Genomic DNA, 17,839 nt, shown 5'->3' on the forward strand with positions numbered 1-17,839 from the left:
GGCACTACCTTGATCTGCCGCCGATGACGGCGACCAGGCCGATCACGATCGCCCAGACGAGATACAGGTACGCCCAGAGAACCGGGACACCGAAGACCCGGTCCATGTGGTCGAACTGCGCCAGCAGCGGTGGAACAACCAGCACGAACCCCAACGCCCCCACGGCCACCAGGCGCCCGGCCAGCCGGTCGTCGTCTCGTGACTCCGCCACGGCTGCCTCCACAACCCCATGTCACGCCTCGCCACGCACCCAGGTGTGTCCAGTGCCGATCACGGCCGCCGACACCGCCGTGCCCACAAACGCCGCCCCAAGACGCTATCGGCAGCCCGCTGCATCATCGAAGACCAACACACCCACTCCTGCTCCCCTTGCAGGACGACAGCCCGCCCCTGGGCACCCACGCCCGCACCCGCCGGCCGGCCCGGGAGACCCGGGTCCCGCCGGCGGGTGCGGGGGAGGAGGGGGCGGACGCCTGACGCGGGTCCCCGCACCGGAGCGCCGGCCGCAGGCCCGGCGCCCGGCGCGTACGGCCGCCGGCACTCCGGCCCGTACGCGAACGCCGGCGCCCGCCCCCTGCCGGGCGCCCCTCCACACCGGTCCGTGCCGCCGCCCTTGACCCCGACGCAGGGTCAGCCTTCGAGCATGGCGCCATGACCACGAGAACCCCCGCCGTCGAGGCCGCGGGACTGCGCAAGGCGTACGGCGGCCGCGAGGTCGTCGCCGGCGTCGACCTCACCGTGCCCGCCGGCACCGTCTACGCCCTGCTCGGCCCCAACGGCGCCGGCAAGACCACCACCGTCCGCATCCTCACCACCCTCCTCGCCGCCGACGCCGGCACCGCGCGGGTCGCCGGCCACGACATCCGTCGCGCGCCCGCCCGGGTCCGCGCGGCGATCGGCGTCACCGGCCAGTTCTCCGCCGTCGACGGGGTGCTCACCGGCCGGGAGAACCTGCGCCTCATGGCCGACCTCGGCCACCTCGAAGGCCCCCGCGCCAGAGCCGTCACCGCGGAGCTGCTCGCCCGCTTCGGCCTCGCGGACGCCGCCGACCGGCGGGCCGCCACGTACTCCGGCGGCATGAAGCGGCGTCTCGACCTGGCGATGACGCTGGTGTCCGGGCCGCGGCTGATCTTCCTCGACGAGCCGACCACCGGACTCGACCCGCGCAGCCGCCGCGAGTTGTGGGACGTCGTCCGCGAACTCGTCGCCGACGGCACCACCGTCTTCCTCACCACCCAGTACCTGGAGGAGGCGGACCGGCTGGCCGACCGCATCGGGGTGCTCGACGGCGGCCGGCTCGTCGCCGAGGGCACCGCGGCCGGGCTGAAGCGCCGCGTCACCGGCGGCCACGTCGAACTGCACGCCGCCGACGCCGCGCGCGCGGCGGAGCTGGCGCGCCGGCTGCCCGGCGCGGTGGCCGACCCGGCGGCGCCGGCGGTCGCCGTGCCGTACGACGGCAGCCTCGGCGCGCTGCGGCGGCTGCTGGCGGGGCTCGACGACGACGGGTCGGTCACCGGGCTCGCGGTGCACACCCCGGACCTGGACGACGTGTTCCTGGCCCTGACCGGCCACGCCGCCGCCGCTGCCGAGGGGGTACGGGCATGAGGGCCCCCGGCACGTACGTCCTCCGCGACTCCGCGACCATGCTGCGCCGCAACCTGAGACACATGGCCCGCTACCCGTCCATGACGATCATGCTCGTCGGCCAGCCGCTGCTGTTCCTGCTGCTGTTCACGTACGTCTTCGGCGGCACCATGGGCGCGGGACTCCCCGGCGGCGACCGCGGCTCCTACCTCACGTACATCGCCCCCGGGATCCTCACGATGACGGTCGCGAGCGTGTCCATCGGCACCGCCGTGCTCGTCGCCAACGACATGACCGACGGCATCATCGACCGGTTTCGCACCATGCCCATCGCGAAGTCCTCGGTGCTCACGGGCCACGTGCTCGCCGCGATGATCCAGACCGCGCTGGCGCTCGCGGGGGTCGGCGCGGTGGCGTTCGCGCTCGGGCTGCGGACGGCCGCGTCGGCGGGGGACTGGGTCTGCCTCGTGGGGCTGCTGGCGCTGCTGTCGTACGCGCTGACGTGGTTCACGGTGGCGCTGGGCCTGGCCAGCCCGGACCCGGAGACGGCGAGCAACCTGCCGATGGTCTTCGTGCTGCTGCCGTTCGTGGGCAGCGGGTTCGTCCCGGTCGACTCGATGCCCGCCGGACTGCGGTGGTTCGCGGCGCACCAGCCGTTCACGCCGGTCATGGACCTGATCCGGGGGCTGCTCGGCGGCACACCGGACGGCGCGGACGCGGCGTGGGCGGCCGGCTGGTGCGCGGCGCTCGGCGCGGCCGGCCACCTCTGGTCACGCCGTCTCTACCGGACCCGCGCGGCGGCCTAGGATGCCCCGATGCTGACCATCGGCGAACTGGCGTCGTACGCGGGCGTGACGGTCCGCGCGGTCCGGCACTACCACGCCAAGGGCCTGCTCCCCGAGCCGGACCGGGACCACTCCGGCTACCGCCGCTACGACGCCGCCGCCGTGGTCGAGCTGATCCGCATCCGCACCCTCGCCGAGGCCGGCGTCCCGCTGGCCCGGGTCCGGGAGTTGCTGCGGGCCGACGAGGCGGAGTTCGCGGCGGCCGTCGCGGACATCGACCGGCGGCTGCGGGCCGAGATCCGCGCCCGCCAGGAGACCCGCCGCCGCATCGCCCGGCTCACGGCGGGCGACAGCCTGGCGCTGCCCGCGGAGGTCGTGGCGTTCCTGGACCGGCTGCGCGAACTGGGCGTCGACGAGCGGATCGTGGCGGTCGAGCGCGAGGGCTGGATCCCGCTCGCTGCGCACTCCCCCGACCGCGTACCGGAGTGGCTGGCCCGTAAGAGAGCCCAGCTCGCCGACGCCCAGCTCCTCGACTTCTACCGCACCCTCGGCCGCGCCCTCGACTGGGCACCCGACGACCCCCGCCTGACCGCCCTGGCCGACGACCTCGCCGCGTACCTCGCCCGCCTCACGGCGGAACGGGGGCGGGACTACGTCGCCGACGTCGACCTCGCGCCGCCGCTCGCGGAGCTGATGGACACGCTGGCGTTCGAGGCGGCGCCGCCGGCGCGGCGGCTCATCGAGCTGCTGCGGAAGCGGGGTTGGACGGGGTGGACGAGGCTGGAGCCGCTGGAGACGCGTCGATCTCCGGGGTGATGGGTACACATCACGTGGGGTCGTACTACCTGCGCCAGCGCACCGGTTCGCGCATGTGGCGGGCGCTGCACCGCTTCATCATCATCGTCTACGTCCTGAGCGTCTGGCACACGCTGCTGTACGGCACGAACGTCTGGTACGACGGCGCCTTCCGCACCCTGGTCTGGGCCCTCCAGATGCCCATAGCCGCGATGCTCCTCCTCCGCCTCCTCTCCCCCGCCCGCCCCAGCGAACGCCTCCACCTCCGCGGCCCCCGCCGCGCCCGCCCCCTCCCCCTGACCGCCCGCGCCGCCGGCCGCCTGGCGGTCGTCGCGACGGTGGCGGGCCTGGCGGCGGTGGTCGCCACGGGCGTGGACGGCGGCCGGACCCCGGACGGGGCGTCACCGGGGCTGTGGCCGGAACAGTGGGTGATCTGGGTGGGGCTGCTGGCGCTGACGCTGGCCCTGGTGGCGGTGATGCACCGGCTGCGGCCGTCGGGCGAGCGCAGGCAATCTGCTGGCAGTGCAGGTAATATGCAGGCATGACTGCCGTGACCATTCGTGACGTTTCCGAGGAAACCCTGAGAGCGATCAAGGTGCGTGCTGCCCAGGAAGGGAAGTCCCTCCAGGGCTTCCTGCACGAGTTGATCGAACGTGAGGCGACGATCCCCACGATGGACGAGATCGTCACGCGCATCCGCGGGCATGCCTCGGTCGATATCACCGATGTGGACACCGCCGCGCTCGCGGACGAGGAGCACCGTTGATCGTCGTCGACTCGTCCGCGGTCGTCGATCTTCTGGTCGACACCGGCGCGAGGGGCAAGGCGGCCGCCCGCCACCTGGCCGGCGCGAGCCTGCTGTCCGCCCCGTACCTCATCGATACCGAGGTCGCCTCCGTGCTGCTGCGCCTTGAGCGTGCCGGGGTGCTCGCCGGGGACAAGACCACGCGGGCCGTGACCGACTACCGCACCCTGCCCATCCGCCGGCACGAGCACCTGCCGCTGCTGGAGCGCGTGCGTCAGCTCGGGAGCGTGCGTTCCTACGACGCCTTCTACGTCGCCCTCGCCGAGGGACTCGACGCTCCGCTGCTGACCTCCGACGCCAGACTCGCCCGCGCCCCGGGTCCGCGCTGCCGCGTCATCAATCTCCACGACGAGCCCTGACCCGGCGTTCAGCCCTCCGGTGTGGGGGCCTTCGGGGGGAGGAGGCCCTCGGCCTTGGCCGTGGTCCAGAGCTGCTCCGGGATGGGGTGCGCGAACGCGCGGGCCGTGTCGGCCACTTCTGCGGGAGCGCGGGCGCCGATCACCACGCTGGTCACCGCCGGGTGGCCGAAGGGGAAGGCGATCGCCGCCGCGGCCGGGGGGACGGCGTGGCGGCGGCAGAGGGTGTGCCAGGCGGTGACGCGGGCGGCGAGGGCCGGCGGGATCGTGGTGTAGCCGTGGGGGGCTTCGGGGCGGGGGTCGGTGAGGAGGCCCGACTGGTAGACACCCGCCGCCAGCACCGCGACCCCGCGGGCCGCGCACAGCGGCAGCAGTTCGTCGAGGCCCGTGTGGTCCAGCAGGTTGTACCGGCCGGCCAGCATCACGCAGTCCGGCCCGGGCGCCGCCACCTCGCGGAGGTAACGGGCCGCCACCGGCGCGTGGTTGACGCCGATCGACACCGCGCCCACCGTGCCGCGGGCGCGGAGTTCGGCCAGCGCCCGGTAGGCGTCCGTGACGGCGACGGGGAAGTCCTCGTCCGGGTCGTGGACGTGCAGCACGTCGATCCGGTCAAGACCCAGCCGCGCCAGGCTGTCCTCGACCGAGCGCATGACACCGGCGTACGAGTAGTCCCGCCGCGGCCCGACGCCGGGCGGCGGGTCCGCCCAGATCGGCTGCGTGTCGGTGCCGCCGGGCACGATGAGCCGGCCGACCTTCGTGCACAGTGCGTACGCCCCGCGCGGGCGGGCGGCGAGCGCGGCGCCGGCGCGGCGTTCGGAGAGCCCGTACCCGTAGACGGGCGCGGTGTCGAAGAGCCGGACGCCGGCGTCCCAGGCGCGGTCGACGGTGCGTGCGGCGTCCTCGTCGGACACGGGCGCGAACAGGCCGCCGATGGAGGCGAGTCCCAGCCCGAGGCGGGTGACGGCCACGCCGGTACGTCCCAGGGGCACGACCTCGTCGGCTCGCATGCGCGGCTCCTCTCGGGGGCTTTCGGGACAGTGATCACAACGCGGTGTCGTAGCCGGGTTGGGGGACGTTCGCGGAGCGGGCCGGGTCGGGGACGGGCGCCGGGTCCGGGGACACGCAGACCGGGCTCGGGGACGCAGACCGTGTCCGGCGACGCAGACCGGGTCCGGCGACGCAGGCCGGGTCCAGGCGCGCAGACCGGGTCCGGGGACGCCGTACTCCGCCAACCCCCCATCTCCCCTCACACCCACCCAGGGTATGCGCCTGCTCTGACAATGCGGGGTGCAGCGGGGCGCTGAGCTGGTACGTCGTGTCTGTGCGGGCCGGGCGCGGGGGTACGGCGCCGGGCGGGCGCCGAGACAGAGGGGAGCCGGGGCTGCCACATCCCGGGACGCACCGGAGGACGGGGGGACGGGGGGCCGCCGGTGACCCGCCTCTACTGACGCTCCGCGTCGAAGGCTTGGGCGACGGCCAGGCTGTCCTCGTAGACGTGGTGCCGGGTGACAAGCCCGTTCCCCACCGTGAGGTGCAGCGCGAACCGGGCGCGGTACGCGCGTCCCGTGGGCCGGGCGGTCTGGCGGATCTCCCCGAGCACCACCGCGTCCTCTCCGTCGACGAGGATGCGCTCGACCTGAGTCGCTACCTCTTCCGGCACGTGATGCTCGGCGATCTCGCGGAAGTGGGCCGCCGCGTCGACCCGGGTGGACCGGCGGCGGATCCAAGGCGTGGCGGGGCGACCGTGCTCGGCTTCGGGCCAGTCCAGCTTCCAGTCGCTCTGCTCGGCGTACAGCTCAGCGATGTGGTCGGGATCGCCCTCGCCGATCCGGCGCAGCAATTCCTCAACCACAGAGCGCGTGCTCGCGGGCGCGGCTTCCGACACGACTGCCCCCTACGTCTTGGTCCGCGTCCGGGCAACGCGGCGAGATCAGCAAGCTTGCCCGCCCAGGCCCGCTGACACGATTACCCCCGGGGTAAGTCAGGCCCTTCGCCCTTGGGCGGGTGCGTCCCGGTGAGCAAAAGTCGACCCCCGTGGGTGATTTGCCCTGATTCTGTAGGGGTGTTACCGCGAGTTTGCATCGGCGGCGCTCCCTCGGGTGGGTTGGGTGGCGGTCAACGCGCCTTGAGGAGTGGCCGCGTGCGCGCGAGGGGGCGAACTCGGCTCTCGCGGGGGTGTGAGGGGAGATGGGGGTAGCGGAGTACGGCGTCCTCGCCCCCGGCCTGCGTTCCCGCCCCCGCCCCGCCCCCGCCTCCCGGCGCGCACACTCCTACCGCTTGAAGTACTCCGACATCATCCCGCTCACCCACCCCGGCTGCCTTACCTCCGCCGGCAGGAACTCCCTCATCATCGGCTTCAGATCCACCACCGGCGTCCCCGACACCGCGTCCAGGCCCACCACCCGCAGCTCCCGCCCCTCCACCCCCACGATCTCGCACGTCGTCGCCCCCAGCCGGTTCGGTCTCCTCGGCCCCCTGCCCGCGAAGATGCCCATCGGCGGGAGGTCCGCGCGGCCCCGGTACGGGCGGGGTTCGTGGAAGGCGTCCGCGTTCGGTTCCGGGAAGCGGTCGAAGACGAAGAGGACCTCCACGTGGGAGAAGTCCTCCAGGCCCTGGAGGCAGGACTCGCCGAAGCGTTCGTCCACCGTGATCGTGCTGCGGACAGCACCCCAGTTGTCCGTGTTCTGGACGTCCGTCCGGTCGTTCCGGACCGTACCAATCGGCGTGATCTCGAAGCTCGGCATGGCCAGAGGCTATCCCCGCACCACACCCGGCCGTGCCGAACGTGATGTCCGATTCTCGCCAGCCATCCGCCCCCGCCCCGATCATGCTGGCGGCATGACGACCTCATCCGTCCCAGACTCGCTCACCGTCCTCACCGGCATGTACGCCGCCGAGGCCGACTACCTCGCCGCCGGCGGTCCCGGCCAGGCTTCGTTCGACATCCTCGCCCCCTTCTTCGCGCCGGACGTCGTGCTGCATCAAGCGGAGGCCCTGCCCTACGGAGGCACCTGGCGCGGCCACGACGGCATGGCGCGGTTCTTCCTCGCGATGGGCCGGGTCTGGGAAGCCTTCGACATGGTGGAGCAGGAGTTCCTCGCCACCGGCGAGACCGCGGTCGTGCTCACGCAGGTCCGTGCGCGCGCTCGTGCGACCGGCCGCGAACTCGCCTTTCCCGTCCTCCAGACCGTCACGGTCAAGCGCGGGCAGATCACCGAGGTACGGCCGTTCTACTGGGACACCCACGCCATCGCTGACGCCTGCGACCCCTCCGTCCCGCCGACCTGACCCCCACCGAGCCGACTCCCCGCCGCCCCGTCACCCCTCCCGGTTCACGAAGTACGACGGGCACCGCACGCCCTCCTCCTGCGCCCTGTTCAGCGCCCGCAGCCGCTCCCCGCGCACCGTCTCCAGGCCGGGCCCCTCCCCCGGCCCGTCGCGGAAGTACGAGATCGCCTCCCGGCCCAGGTCCTCCACCAGCAGCGGCTCACCGCGGGCGAAGGGCTTCTCGTCGTTCCACTCCACCGGATCCGGCAGCCGCACCGTCACCCGCGTCTCCGTCGACGGGGGTACGTGCCAGCGGACGTCGGTCAGCGTGACCTCCACCCACGGGAACGCGTCCGGCGGGTGCGGGACCTGCTTCACGTCCGCCACCGTGCCCTCCAGCAGGCGCTTCGTGCACGCGGCGTTCTCCAGGCGCGACAGCCCCTTGCCGTCCGCTCCGGCGTCCGCTCCCGCGTCCCCTCTGGTGTCCTTCCCGGCGCCCGCCCCCGCGTCGTCCTTCGCGATACGGTCCGTCCCCGCGCCGCTGATCGTCGTGTACGCGAGCAGGCAGAACGCGACCACCGCCGCCGCGCTCACCACCACCGCCAGCGCCCGCCGTGCCCCCCGCACCCGCCGGACCCCCGGCGACGGCTCGGACCAACCCCAGTCCTCGCCCGCCGCCGACTCCGCCGACTCCGCCGCCGACTCCGCCGCCGTTTCCGCCTCCGCCGCGATCAGCCCCAGCGCCCGCCGCAGCCGCGCCTCCTCCGCCTCCGTCAGACCCGGCACCTCACCCCACCTCCCTCTCCCGCAGCCGCGTGCGCAGCACCGCCGCCGCGCCGTGCAGGCGGCTCTTCACCGTGCCCTCCGGGATGCCCAGGGCCTCCGCGATGTCCTTCACCGGCAGGTCCGCGTAGTAGCGCAGCACCACCACCTGGCGCTGCCCCGGCGGCAGTTCCTCCAGGCCCTCCGCCACCGCCAGGGCCAGCAGCCGGGCGTCTTCGGGGTGTTCCGCCGGGCGGGTCCAGCGGGCGGCGAGGCGGTCGCGCAGGCCCGCGTCGCGGGTGCGGCCCCGGTGCCAGTCCACGGCTACGCGGGAGGCGACCGCCGCCGCCCACGCGGCCGGGTTGCGGACCGGGGCACGGTCCGGGGCGAGGTGCTGTTCCAGCAGCTTGAGCTGGACCTGCTGCACACCGTCGTCGAGTTCGCCGAACGGCACGCCGCCGAGCGCGAGCACGGCCCGCACCCGGCGCGTGTCGGCCGCGGACAGCGCGGTGTCCGCGGCCGACGTGTCCGCGGCCCCCGCGGCCCCCGCGGCGCCCGCGCCGCGCGCGCCGTGCCCGCCGTGCGCCGGTCTGCGGCGGACTGCCATCGCGTCCCCTCCCTCGCCCTGCCTGCAACCGCGTCGGGGCTATGACGGAGTACGGGCACAGAACGTTCGCCCGGACCGTGAACCGCTGACCCGCCTCACCCCGGCACCACCGCCAGGGCGTCCACCTCCACCCGGAACTCCGGGCTCACCAGACCCGCCACCTGTACCAGCGAACTCGCCGGCGGGAGCGCCGGGTTCTGGATCCCGTCCCGTACCCGGCGGAACGCCGGCAGGTCGTCGAGGTCCGTCAGGTAGACCGTCAGCTTCACGACGTGCTCCAGGCCGGAACCCGCCGCCCGAAGCGCCGTCGTGAGGTTCGCGAACACCTGGCGCACCTGCGCCTCCGCGTCGTTCGCGCCCACCAGGCGGCCCGCCTCGTCCAGCGGCACCTGGCCGGAGACGGCGACCATGGTGCCCGTGAACGTCACCGCGTGGCTGTAGCCGTTGACCGGCGGGGATCCGTCGGGTCGGACGATGTGCTGCATGCGCGTGCTCCGCTCGTCGATCACTTCAGTATTCAGCTAGTCGATCAGATTCCGGCATCTCGAACCTACCTTCCGCACGAATCTTGCTTTCCCTCCCGCCACGGGTGATATCCGGACACGTCATCTTCCATTCCCTCGCCGCGGCCCGCTCGATGGCAGCCTGGTAGCGACCGCGTGCACGAGCGAAACGGGGGCGAATCCATCGTGCGCATTGTGGTGATCGGTGCAGGCGTGATCGGTACGGCGCTGGCGGCGCAACTCGGCAGCGGGGGACAGCGGAGCGGGGGAGAGCGGGCGGACAGCGCCGTGCAGGTGTGGCTGCTCGACGGCGGCGAACCGGGGGCCGGGACCACGGCCGGCTCCATGGCCTGGATCAACGCCCACTCCAAGACCCCTCGGCACTACCACGAGTTGGCGGTCTCGGGCATGCGCGCCCACGCCGCCCTCGTACGGGCCACAGGACCCGCCGCGTACGCGGACGGGGGAGGCGGCGCCGCCGCCCGCGGCCCCGGCTGGTACCGCCCCGGCGGTGCCCTGCGGTGGGCCTTCGGCGGGGCCGGGCTCGACCAGCTCCGCCGGACCGTCGCCCGGCTGCGCGACTGGGGGTACGCCGCGGAGTGGATCCCCGTGCCCCGCGCCCGGGAGCTGGAGCCGGCGTTACGTATCGAAGACGCCGCCCAGGTCGCGTACTTCCCCGACGAGGCCGCCGTCGACCCGCGGCCCTTCGTCGCCCACCTCCTCGCCGCCGCCCGTGCCCGCGGCGTCCACGTCCGTACCGGCGAGGCCGCCCGCGTCGTGGCCATCGACACCGCCGGCGGCCGGGTACGCGGCGTGCGCTGCGCCGGGGGCGAGACGGTGCCGGCGGACGTCGCGGTGTGCTGCGCCGGGTGGCGTACCCCGGCGGTCGCGGCGCTGGCCGGCGCGTACGTGCCGCTCGTGCCCGGCGACGCGCCGGGGTCCGAGGCACCGACGCTGCTGGCCCACCTCCGGCCGGACGCCGCCGCGGGACCGCCGCTGACCCGCATGGTGCTCAGCCCGCGTCTGCACGCCCGCCCGCTCGCGGGCGGGCGCGTCTACCTGGAGGCGCTGGACCTCAACGACGAGGTGGACCAGCACACGCCCGCCGAGCGCGTCACCGCGCTCGCCCGCGAACTCCACGCCCGCGCCCGGGACATGCTGCCCGGCCTCGCCGGCACCGCCCGGCTCGCCGACGCCCGGGTCTGTACCCGCCCGCTGCCGCCGGACGACAACTCCATCGTCGGCCCGCACGCCGAGGCCGAAGGGCTCTACACCGTCGTGACGCACAGCGGTATGACCCTGTCCCTGCGGCTGGGGGAGCTGGTGGCACGGGAGTTGCTGACCGGCCGGGACGCGCCGGAGCTTGCGCCGTACCGGCCCGCCCGGTTCGTGCGCCCCTAGCGCACCGAAGCGCCGCCCCCCTCCATGACGCTCCGTCAGCGCAGCATCCGCGCCGCCTTGTACGAGAAGTCCCGCGCCGCCGGTACGTTCCGGAACGGCCGCAGCCGCTCCCGGAACCCGGCGAGATAGCCCCGTATCCGCTCCGACTGGATGTCCTCCGTCGCCCGCAGCGCGCCCGTCGCCACCTGGCAGGCGCGCTCGACCTCCCGCTGCTGGAGCCACGCCGTGGCCAGCACGACGCGTGTGAACGCGATGCTGCGCGCGTACCGGTCCGTGCGCGCCGCGATCCCGTGCTCCGCGTGCGGCCGGGCGGCGCGCGCCTGCCGCAGGTCGACGAGGCAGTGCGCGATCTCGTCGTGCAGCTCCGCGCCGCTGAAGTAGCGCAGCCAGACCGGCTCCTGGGCGGGCGTGCCGGCGGACAGCGAACTCTCGGCGTGGGAGAGGGAGATGGCGGTCGCGCGCGAGTCGCGCAGCCGGGCGTGCGCGCGCGCGGCCATCGCGTGCAGCACGGCGCGTCCTGCGGGGGTCAGGCCGGGCTCGGCGAGGCCGGCTTCGGAGAGTTCGACGGCCTCGCGGTAGTCGCCGAGGTGGACCGCCTGGTGGGCGAGGGTGCCGAGGATCTTGGCGGCGAACGCGCGGTCGTGGCCGTGGTACGCCATGTCGAGCGCGAGCCGCAGATAGCGCCGGGCGGCGCCGTGCCTGCCGGTGTCGTACAGCAGGTGCGCGGTGTGGTGGGTGACGAGGGAGGCGGCGCGGAACAGGTTGCGGCCGACCGTGCCCGTGTAGCTGCCTTCGAGCATCGGCAGTACGTCGGTACGGAGGTGGGTCATCGCGATCGACCGGGCGGCGCCGCCGCCGTAGCGGTTGTCGAGCATCGCCAGGTGCTCGGTCAGCGCGTGGATCTTCGCGATGTCCGGCTGTCCGACGCGGTACGAGCCCACGGCGCGCTGCGGCGGCGCGGGCGGCGTGGCTCGGCGCCAGCGGCGGACGGAGTCCCGCAGGTCGGTGGCGGAGACCGGCGGCAGGGCGTAGCGCGGGTCGGCGTCCCAGAGCTGGGCGGCGGTGCGGACGGCGTCGAGCGGCGTCGACGGACCGCGCAGGCCGAGGTCGTCGGGCGGGAGGCGGCGGCCGATGGGGGCACCCCTGCCGCTGAGGGCGTAGCCGGTGGGGGAGGGGGCGGCGATGTCGCGGGGGGTGATGTCGCGGCCGAGCCTTCGGGAGAACACGGCGGCGATCAGCTCGGGCGGCACGGAGGAGCCGAAGCTGCCACGGAGCCAGCGCTTGACGTAGGTGTGCGTGCAGCGGAGTTCGAGCCCGCGGCGCCGGCCCAGCTCCCGTACCTGGCCGGCGAGGGAGGTGGGGGTGAGCCCGGACTCCCGCATGAGCGCGGTCAGCCGGATGTTCACGTTCTCGCCTGCGGCGGCACCGGGGTGTGCGCCGGTGCCGCCGCCTATGCCGGGCCCCCGGCCGCCCGAAGCCCTGGCCCGGGGCCGGGATGCGGTGGTGGACGGGGATGCGGTGGTGGGCCGGGTTCCGGTGGTGGACCCGGATACGGTCGCGGCTCCGGACCCGGTCCCGGAGGGGGAACCGGCCCCGGACCCGGGCTCGTTCGCGGATCCTGCCCCGGGTCTGGTCGTCGACCCGGACCCGGACCCGGACCCGGACCCGGACCCGGACCTTGGTCCGGCCCCGGACGCCGCCGGGGCGCCGAACCGCCGGAACAGGGCCCGCCCGACCGCGTGCCCGGTCCCCCCGGGATCGGCGCCCGGCTGCCCGCCGCCCACAGGGCGGCGGCCCGCAGCACCACCCCCCGCGTGCCCGCCGTCCGCAGGACCGCCGCCCGCGCGCTCGGCCTTCGCGTAACCGCCGCCCTCGTGCCCGCCTTCCGCAGCCCTCGCGTGCCTGCCGTCCGCCGGGCCGTTTGCCTCCCGCCGGGATCCATTCCGGTTCTGCACGCCAGCTTCCCGCCCGGCCCCGTCCCGCACCCCCGACTCCCGAGTAGTCCCGCCCCGCCGTTCCCGTACCCCCGATACGCCCGGCTCCCGCCTCGCGGCGTCCGCCGCGCCCCGGACCGCTCCCAGGCGCTCCCGCGCGAACCGGTTGCGCCAGCGGCACACCGTCGCCGGGGTGATGCCGAAGCGGGCCGCCACTTCGCCGTTCGACTCCCCCGCCGCGCACGCCAGCACGATCCGGCAGTGCAGCCGACTCGCCGCCGGGGTGGCGCTGTGTGCGACCAGGTGTTCGAGGAAGTGGAGTTCCCGGTCCGTCAATGTCAACCGAGTCGTGGGCCTGCCTCGCGTCATGGACGCGCATTATTGCCCGTCCGGCGCCGCCCGCAGGGCGCTCTGCCTCGGACGACCCTCGAACGACCTGGAAGATCACCCGATTTAATGCGCGTCATCGGCGGTGAACGCTCTGCACACCCCCGGAACTTACGAACGGCACATGCCAGACGGCAGGCTACGGAGCGCAAAGTTCCGGTCTGAGCCGGCAGATCGAGGTAGCGCTTACATGACCACGACGGGACCACCCGCCGACGGCCACACCCCGCAGCCCGCGGACGACGACTCCTCGGGCCCCTCCTCGGGCGATGCACGAGGGGACAGAGCAGACACCCAAGTCGCCCCGCGGGAGCCGGAATCCGGCCCCGTACCGCCGCCGCCGCCGACGCTGCTGCGGGTCGAGCTGGCCAAGCGCGGCTGGGCGAGATTCTCGACGTTCGAAGTCCATTACACGCACGCCGCCCGCAAGGCCGCCGCCGAGTACGGCGACCCGCGGCTCGCCCGGCTCACCATCTCCAGCACCACCTTCAAGCGGTGGCTCGCCGGGGAGCAGATCCCGCGCGGCAACGCCGGCACCGTCCTGGAGCACATGCTCGGCATCGACGTCGACGCACTCCTCGGCCCGGCGCCCACGCGCACGTTCACCACGCCCCGCCTGCCCGACGACGCCTCCCTCGCCACCGCCCGCGCGCTCGACGTCACCTGGTCCACGTCCTTCCTCTCGCCCACCGCGCCGGCCCCCGGCGGCGGCGGGGTCTGGCAGCTCGACGGCCACCGCGTCTTCGACGGGACGTCCGTGGCCGTGCAGTTGTACGAGGCCGAGGCCGGTACGGACAGCGTCGTCATCGGGCCCGACGACCACCCGCACCTGCGCGACTTCATCCGCCCCGCGCGCCGCGCGCTCCTGCTCGCCGCGCTCGGTGCGCGGCGCGGCGAGGGGCTGTTCGTGCTCGACGCCGTACGCGCCCGGCAGCCCGTCGCCGCCGACCCGGTGGACGTGCTGCCGATCCCGCGCGCGTACCGGCTCGACGACCTGACGTACGCGGTCCTGTGGGCCGTGCTCAACCTCGACGACGGCCTCCTCGCCGACGACGCCGTGCTGGAGGCGGAGCGCAGCGGGCTGGACGACTTCCTGACCCGCGAGCGGTCCGCCGTGGCCCGCTCGGCGATGCCGGAGCTGTCCGACGTCGGCACCGCGTGGCTCGGCTCGTACGTCTGCGACCGGCACATCCTGCGCGAGCTGCGCGCCGACTCCGGCGAGCCGCCGGTGTTCTGGGCGCGCGAGCAGTTCGGCGAAGAGGCCGCCGCCTGGCTGTTCTTCCGGCACAAGCACACGTATCTGCGCGCGCTGCGTGACGTGCTCGCGGACCCCGACCGCCCGTACGGGTACGCCTTCTGCCTGCCGCACAACGCGGTCAAGACCAGCGAGCGCTACGAGCGCACGCTGCTGTTCCTGACGCTGGCGCTGCTGGAGCGGCACGGGCTGACCACGTGGGTGGTCACGGAGCCGGAGTACGCGCAGGTGGACGGGTTCGCGCTGGTGCCGGGCGAGCGGGCGATCATCGCCAACTGGCTGCGTACGGACGGGATCTGGCAGGTCGACACCACCAGCCACTGGGCGCGGCTGCGCGCGTACGCCGACGCCGTACGGCACGCGCGGACGCACAGCGTCACCGACGGCGCCACGCCGGCGGAGCGGTTGCGCCGGCTGGCGGACCACCTGGACCTCGACTGGGCCTGGCTGACCGACCGGTGCGCGGAGCTGGGGCGCTACGGCAGCGCCGGGATGCTCCGGCCGCGCAGCCGGCTGATCGGCCTGGCGGAGCTGGACGACGTGCTGAGCTACGTCGGTGAGCTGGGGGCAGGCGACCCGGCCGGGCGGGAGGCCGCCGACGGCGATCTCGGCGTCTTCGCCGGGGCCGTGACCGGTGGAAACCGAACGCAGTTCCGGCCCGACCGGCACCGCGGCGGGCGAAGATAACGCAGACGTTCGAACCCCCGGGAAGCGACCCCCAAACGACCCCGGGGAGCGGTGGCAACGACACCGGTTGCTGAGCAATGTAGGTGTGGCTCACGGTGCCGTTGAGGCCACGGTGACCATCCGATGTGTGTGCGCCGCGCGCGCACTGCCCGGCAGACGGCCGGAAGAAACGCCGCACGACGCCGTACGACAGCGCAGCCAGATGCTGGCCTCGTACGGCCCACCCAGCGAGGAAGCCCATGTCCGACCACCCCGCTCCCGCCGGGAACGACGGCCCCCGCCAGGGCCGGTTCCCCTCCCGGCGGCGCCGCGCGGGCCGCGCCCTGCGTGCCCGGCTCTGGCGGGTCACGCTGCTGCCGGTGACCGCCGCGCTGCTGGTGGGCGGCGCCACGACGTACGGCGCGCTCATAGGCGGGTCGACGAGCGCCGAGACCCGCATGATCATCGGTGCCGGAGTGCTGGCCGTGGTGGGCATCACGGTCCTGGCGATACTCCGCATCGGCGCGCTCGCCGACGCGCTCGACGCCGAGGAAGACGCCCGCGCGGAACGCAACCTGGAGCTGACCGCGCTCCTGGAGGCCGCGCAGGGCGAGCTGCTGCGCCTGGTCGACCAGGCGCAGCGCGGCGAACGCCCCGAGCCCGACGCGCTGTCGCTGTCCTCCCCCTCCCCCGCCGGCTACGCCCCTGCTGGCGGGGGCACCCCCACTGCCCGCGCCGCGGCCGACGTCAGCCCCGAGACGGTGGAACGCCTGGTGCACGCCACTGTGCACGCCGCGCTCAAGGCCGTCGTGGACGTCTCGTCGCGCGGCCGCATCGAGGTCTTCGTCAACCTCGCCCGCCGGCTGCAGAACCTCGTCATCCGCTCCCTGGACGAACTGGACGCGCTGGAGAAGCAGGTCGAGGACCCGGACCTGCTGCACGGCCTCTTCCAGCTCGACCACCTCGTCACCAGGCTCCGCCGCCAGGTGGAGAGCCTGGCGATCCTCGGCGGCGCGGTGCCGCGCCGTATCAGCCGGCCGATGCCGGTGAACGCCGTGCTGCGCTCGGCGGTCTCCGAGGTCGAGGACTACGGGCGCGTCAAGCTGGTGCCGCCGATGACCGGCGTGCTGGAGGGTGCCGTCGCCCCCGACGTCATCCACCTGATCGCCGAACTCGTCGAGAACGCCGCCGGGTTCTCCCCGCCGGAGACCAAGGTCGAGCTGCGCGTCGAGCCGGCCGCGGCCGGTCTGGTCGTGGAGATCGACGACCGCGGCCTCGGGCTGCAGTCCGACACGCAGGACCGGATGAACACCCTGCTGAGCCGGGCCACGCCGCAGGTCGTGGACGAGCAGATCAAGGACGGCCGCATCGGCCTCCTCGTCGTCGCGCACCTCGCGCGCCGGCACCGGATCCCCGTCCAGCTCCAGCGCAACGTCTACGGCGGCTGCCGCGCCACCGTGCTGCTGCCCAACGCGCTGCTGATGGACCCGGAGGAGAAGAGCAAGCCCGCCGCCGCGGCCGCCGCACCGCAGCCGCAGCCCGCCGCGGCCGCCGCACCACAGCCCGCGGCCCTCGCCGCCGACGCCGCCGAGCGCCGCCCGGCCACCGTCGGGAGCGCCGCCCCCGCGTCGCTGCCCTCCCGTTCCGCCAACGGCGTGGCGCGGCAGCGGCAGCCGGGCGCCGCCGAGATCAACGGCGCGACCCCGAGCACCGCCGCGCACGAGGCCACGGGCGGGCACCGGATCCCCGGTGTCCCCGAGACCACCGGTAGCCACCAGATCACGAGGGCCCAGGAGATCACCGGCAGCCACGACATCCTCGGCGCCTACGACAGCACCCCCGCGTACGACGGCACGGAGTACGAGAGCACCACCCCGTACGAGAACACCGCCGCCCACGAGCGCACCCCCGCGCACCCTCCCCCACCGGCTACGCCCTCACTGGCGGGGGAACCCCCATTGCCCGCCGCCGGCCACCCCGACGCCACCCCGCACACCGCCGGCCCCGCGGCCGGCTACACCCCCCGCCACGCCGCCCCGCCCCCCGCGTCGCCGGCCCCGGCTCCCGGGCAGCGCCCCCCGCTGCCCGAGCGCTCCGGCAGCCACCTGGTGCCCGAGCTGCGCCGCGAACCCGGCATCCCCGGCGCCGCACCCGGCGGCGCGGCGGCCCCCTCCTCCCCCCTGAACACCGGCCTCATGGCCAGCTTCACCGCCGGCTCCCGGGCCGCGGAGGACGGCGACCAGCGCGCCGCCGGCTACGCCGAAGAACCGGCCGGACCCACCCCCCAGCACCAGCACCAGCACCGATCCACGGAAGGCCCGTCTTCGTGAGCGAAAGCCTCGACTGGCTTCTGGCCAACTTCGTCCAGCAGGTCGCCAGCGCCCGCAGCGCCGTCGTCGCCTCGACCGACGGCGTGCGGATGCACGCGCACGACCTCGACACCGCCGCCGCCGACCGGCTCGCCGCGGTGGCCACCGGGCTCTTCTCGCTCGGCGCCGGCATCGGCACCGACACCGTGCGCGGCGTGCGCCAGGTGCTCGTGGAGCACGAGGACGTCGTGCTGTGCGTGATGGCCGCGGGCCCCGGCGCCGTCCTGGCGGTGCTCGCCGAGCCGGACGCGGACCTGGGCGTGATCGGCTACGAGATGGGCCAGTTGGTCAAGCGCGTCCCGACCCACCTCACCTCGCCCGCACGGACCGCCGCCGCCGCGGCTCCGGGCTCCGTCCGGTGAC

The 17,839-nt window shown here is 74.6% G+C and carries 18 protein-coding genes and 2 pseudogenes; 11 read left to right on the top strand and 9 right to left on the bottom strand.

Annotated features, from left to right (window positions below):
• Nucleotides 1-4: 4 nt before the first annotated feature.
• Nucleotides 5-211: a hypothetical protein gene (locus tag OG946_RS18455; RefSeq protein WP_326797160.1), complete on the bottom strand. Its 207-nt coding sequence runs from the start codon at nt 209-211 to the stop codon at nt 5-7.
• Between the two features lie 440 nt (nt 212-651).
• On the opposite strand from OG946_RS18455, the gene OG946_RS18460 reads away from it, so the two are divergent.
• The 6 genes and pseudogenes from OG946_RS18460 (at nt 652) to OG946_RS18485 (ending at nt 4,328) form a co-directional block, all read left to right on the top strand.
• Nucleotides 652-1,605, top strand: a complete 954-nt coding sequence (locus OG946_RS18460; RefSeq protein ID WP_326797161.1) for an ABC transporter ATP-binding protein — start codon at nt 652-654, stop codon at nt 1,603-1,605.
• Entirely contained in the window at nt 1,602-2,390 is a 789-nt protein-coding gene (locus OG946_RS18465; RefSeq protein WP_326797162.1) for an ABC transporter permease, read from the top strand. Before OG946_RS18460 ends, OG946_RS18465 begins: the two co-directional genes overlap by 4 nt.
• 9 nt (nt 2,391-2,399) lie before the next feature.
• Nucleotides 2,400-3,185, top strand: a complete 786-nt coding sequence (locus OG946_RS18470; RefSeq protein ID WP_326797163.1) for a MerR family transcriptional regulator — start codon at nt 2,400-2,402, stop codon at nt 3,183-3,185.
• A 20-nt stretch (nt 3,186-3,205) separates the two neighbouring features.
• Nucleotides 3,206-3,709 (top strand): annotated as a pseudogene (locus OG946_RS18475) (ferric reductase-like transmembrane domain-containing protein); the annotation flags it as partial.
• On the top strand, nt 3,706-3,930 hold the full coding sequence (locus OG946_RS18480; protein WP_326797164.1) for a FitA-like ribbon-helix-helix domain-containing protein: 225 nt from the start codon (nt 3,706-3,708) through the stop codon (nt 3,928-3,930). The pseudogene OG946_RS18475 and the gene OG946_RS18480, both read left to right, overlap by 4 nt.
• Entirely contained in the window at nt 3,927-4,328 is a 402-nt protein-coding gene (locus tag OG946_RS18485; RefSeq protein ID WP_326797165.1) for a type II toxin-antitoxin system VapC family toxin, read from the top strand. The genes OG946_RS18480 and OG946_RS18485 overlap by 4 nt, the downstream gene beginning before the upstream one ends.
• Nucleotides 4,329-4,336: 8 nt before the next feature.
• Here the strand turns inward: OG946_RS18485 and OG946_RS18490 are convergent, their stop codons facing one another.
• The 3 genes from OG946_RS18490 to OG946_RS18500 form a co-directional block, all read right to left on the bottom strand.
• On the bottom strand, nt 4,337-5,332 hold the full coding sequence (locus tag OG946_RS18490; RefSeq protein ID WP_326797166.1) for an aldo/keto reductase: 996 nt from the start codon (nt 5,330-5,332) through the stop codon (nt 4,337-4,339).
• Between the two features lie 434 nt (nt 5,333-5,766).
• Nucleotides 5,767-6,210, bottom strand: a complete 444-nt coding sequence (locus OG946_RS18495; protein ID WP_326797167.1) for a nuclear transport factor 2 family protein — start codon at nt 6,208-6,210, stop codon at nt 5,767-5,769.
• 385 nt (nt 6,211-6,595) lie between these two features.
• A complete protein-coding gene (locus tag OG946_RS18500; protein ID WP_326797168.1) occupies nt 6,596-7,069 on the bottom strand; it encodes an SAM-dependent methyltransferase in 474 nt (157 codons plus the stop codon).
• 94 nt (nt 7,070-7,163) lie between these two features.
• Between OG946_RS18500 and OG946_RS18505 the strand changes: the two genes are divergently transcribed.
• On the top strand, nt 7,164-7,613 hold the full coding sequence (locus tag OG946_RS18505) for a nuclear transport factor 2 family protein (protein ID WP_326797169.1): 450 nt from the start codon (nt 7,164-7,166) through the stop codon (nt 7,611-7,613).
• A gap of 30 nt (nt 7,614-7,643) precedes the next feature.
• Here OG946_RS18505 and OG946_RS18510 read toward each other — a convergent pair whose 3' ends face one another.
• The 3 genes from OG946_RS18510 to OG946_RS18520 all read right to left on the bottom strand — a co-directional run bounded on the left by OG946_RS18510 (nt 7,644) and on the right by OG946_RS18520 (nt 9,446).
• Entirely contained in the window at nt 7,644-8,378 is a 735-nt protein-coding gene (locus tag OG946_RS18510) for a hypothetical protein (RefSeq protein ID WP_326797170.1), read from the bottom strand.
• A gap of 1 nt (nt 8,379) precedes the next feature.
• Nucleotides 8,380-8,961: an RNA polymerase sigma factor gene (locus OG946_RS18515; protein ID WP_326797171.1), complete on the bottom strand. Its 582-nt coding sequence runs from the start codon at nt 8,959-8,961 to the stop codon at nt 8,380-8,382.
• 95 nt (nt 8,962-9,056) lie between these two features.
• A complete protein-coding gene (locus OG946_RS18520; protein ID WP_326797172.1) occupies nt 9,057-9,446 on the bottom strand; it encodes a RidA family protein in 390 nt (129 codons plus the stop codon).
• Nucleotides 9,447-9,659: 213 nt separating this feature from the next.
• Here OG946_RS18520 and OG946_RS18525 point away from each other — a divergent pair, with 213 nt between their 5' ends.
• A complete protein-coding gene (locus OG946_RS18525) occupies nt 9,660-10,865 on the top strand; it encodes an NAD(P)/FAD-dependent oxidoreductase (RefSeq protein ID WP_326797173.1) in 1,206 nt (401 codons plus the stop codon).
• Between the two features lie 35 nt (nt 10,866-10,900).
• On the opposite strand, the gene OG946_RS18530 is transcribed toward OG946_RS18525, so the two are convergent.
• Nucleotides 10,901-12,271, bottom strand: coding sequence for a tetratricopeptide repeat protein (locus tag OG946_RS18530; protein ID WP_326800303.1), 1,371 nt, complete (start codon nt 12,269-12,271; stop codon nt 10,901-10,903).
• Between the two features lie 669 nt (nt 12,272-12,940).
• Nucleotides 12,941-13,168, bottom strand: a pseudogene (locus tag OG946_RS18535) (helix-turn-helix domain-containing protein); the annotation flags it as partial.
• A gap of 208 nt (nt 13,169-13,376) precedes the next feature.
• On the opposite strand from OG946_RS18535, the gene OG946_RS18540 reads away from it, so the two are divergent.
• From OG946_RS18540 to OG946_RS18550, 3 genes are all read left to right on the top strand, one after another.
• The gene (locus tag OG946_RS18540; protein ID WP_326797174.1) at nt 13,377-15,128 is read left to right on the top strand and encodes a hypothetical protein; all 1,752 of its coding nucleotides are present in this window, start codon (nt 13,377-13,379) and stop codon (nt 15,126-15,128) included.
• Between the two features lie 239 nt (nt 15,129-15,367).
• On the top strand, nt 15,368-17,437 hold the full coding sequence (locus tag OG946_RS18545; RefSeq protein ID WP_326797175.1) for a sensor histidine kinase: 2,070 nt from the start codon (nt 15,368-15,370) through the stop codon (nt 17,435-17,437).
• Nucleotides 17,434-17,838 (top strand): roadblock/LC7 domain-containing protein, encoded by a 405-nt coding sequence (locus tag OG946_RS18550; protein ID WP_047016928.1) that lies wholly within the window; start codon nt 17,434-17,436, stop codon nt 17,836-17,838. Before OG946_RS18545 ends, OG946_RS18550 begins: the two co-directional genes overlap by 4 nt.
• The last annotated feature ends 1 nt before the right edge of the window (nt 17,839 follow it).

Origin of the sequence: Streptomyces sp. NBC_01808 (assembly GCF_035917395.1) — a bacterium.
In the GTDB taxonomy this organism is placed as follows: domain Bacteria; phylum Actinomycetota; class Actinomycetes; order Streptomycetales; family Streptomycetaceae; genus Streptomyces.

Bases quoted from the DNA above. Each gene is read 5' to 3' on its own strand.
- OG946_RS18480 (WP_326797164.1), top strand. From the start codon at position 3,706: ATGACTGCCGTGACCATTCGTGACGTTTCCGAGGAAACCCTGAGAGCG.
- OG946_RS18470 (WP_326797163.1), top strand. From the start codon at position 2,400: ATGCTGACCATCGGCGAACTGGCGTCGTACGCGGGCGTGACGGTCCGC.
- OG946_RS18460 (WP_326797161.1), top strand. From the start codon at position 652: ATGACCACGAGAACCCCCGCCGTCGAGGCCGCGGGACTGCGCAAGGCG.
- OG946_RS18490 (WP_326797166.1), bottom strand. From the start codon at position 5,332: ATGCGAGCCGACGAGGTCGTGCCCCTGGGACGTACCGGCGTGGCCGTC.
- OG946_RS18465 (WP_326797162.1), top strand. From the start codon at position 1,602: ATGAGGGCCCCCGGCACGTACGTCCTCCGCGACTCCGCGACCATGCTG.
- OG946_RS18505 (WP_326797169.1), top strand. From the start codon at position 7,164: ATGACGACCTCATCCGTCCCAGACTCGCTCACCGTCCTCACCGGCATG.
- OG946_RS18500 (WP_326797168.1), bottom strand. From the start codon at position 7,069: ATGCCGAGCTTCGAGATCACGCCGATTGGTACGGTCCGGAACGACCGG.
- OG946_RS18540 (WP_326797174.1), top strand. From the start codon at position 13,377: ATGACCACGACGGGACCACCCGCCGACGGCCACACCCCGCAGCCCGCG.
- OG946_RS18520 (WP_326797172.1), bottom strand. From the start codon at position 9,446: ATGCAGCACATCGTCCGACCCGACGGATCCCCGCCGGTCAACGGCTAC.
- OG946_RS18545 (WP_326797175.1), top strand. From the start codon at position 15,368: ATGTCCGACCACCCCGCTCCCGCCGGGAACGACGGCCCCCGCCAGGGC.
- OG946_RS18515 (WP_326797171.1), bottom strand. From the start codon at position 8,961: ATGGCAGTCCGCCGCAGACCGGCGCACGGCGGGCACGGCGCGCGCGGC.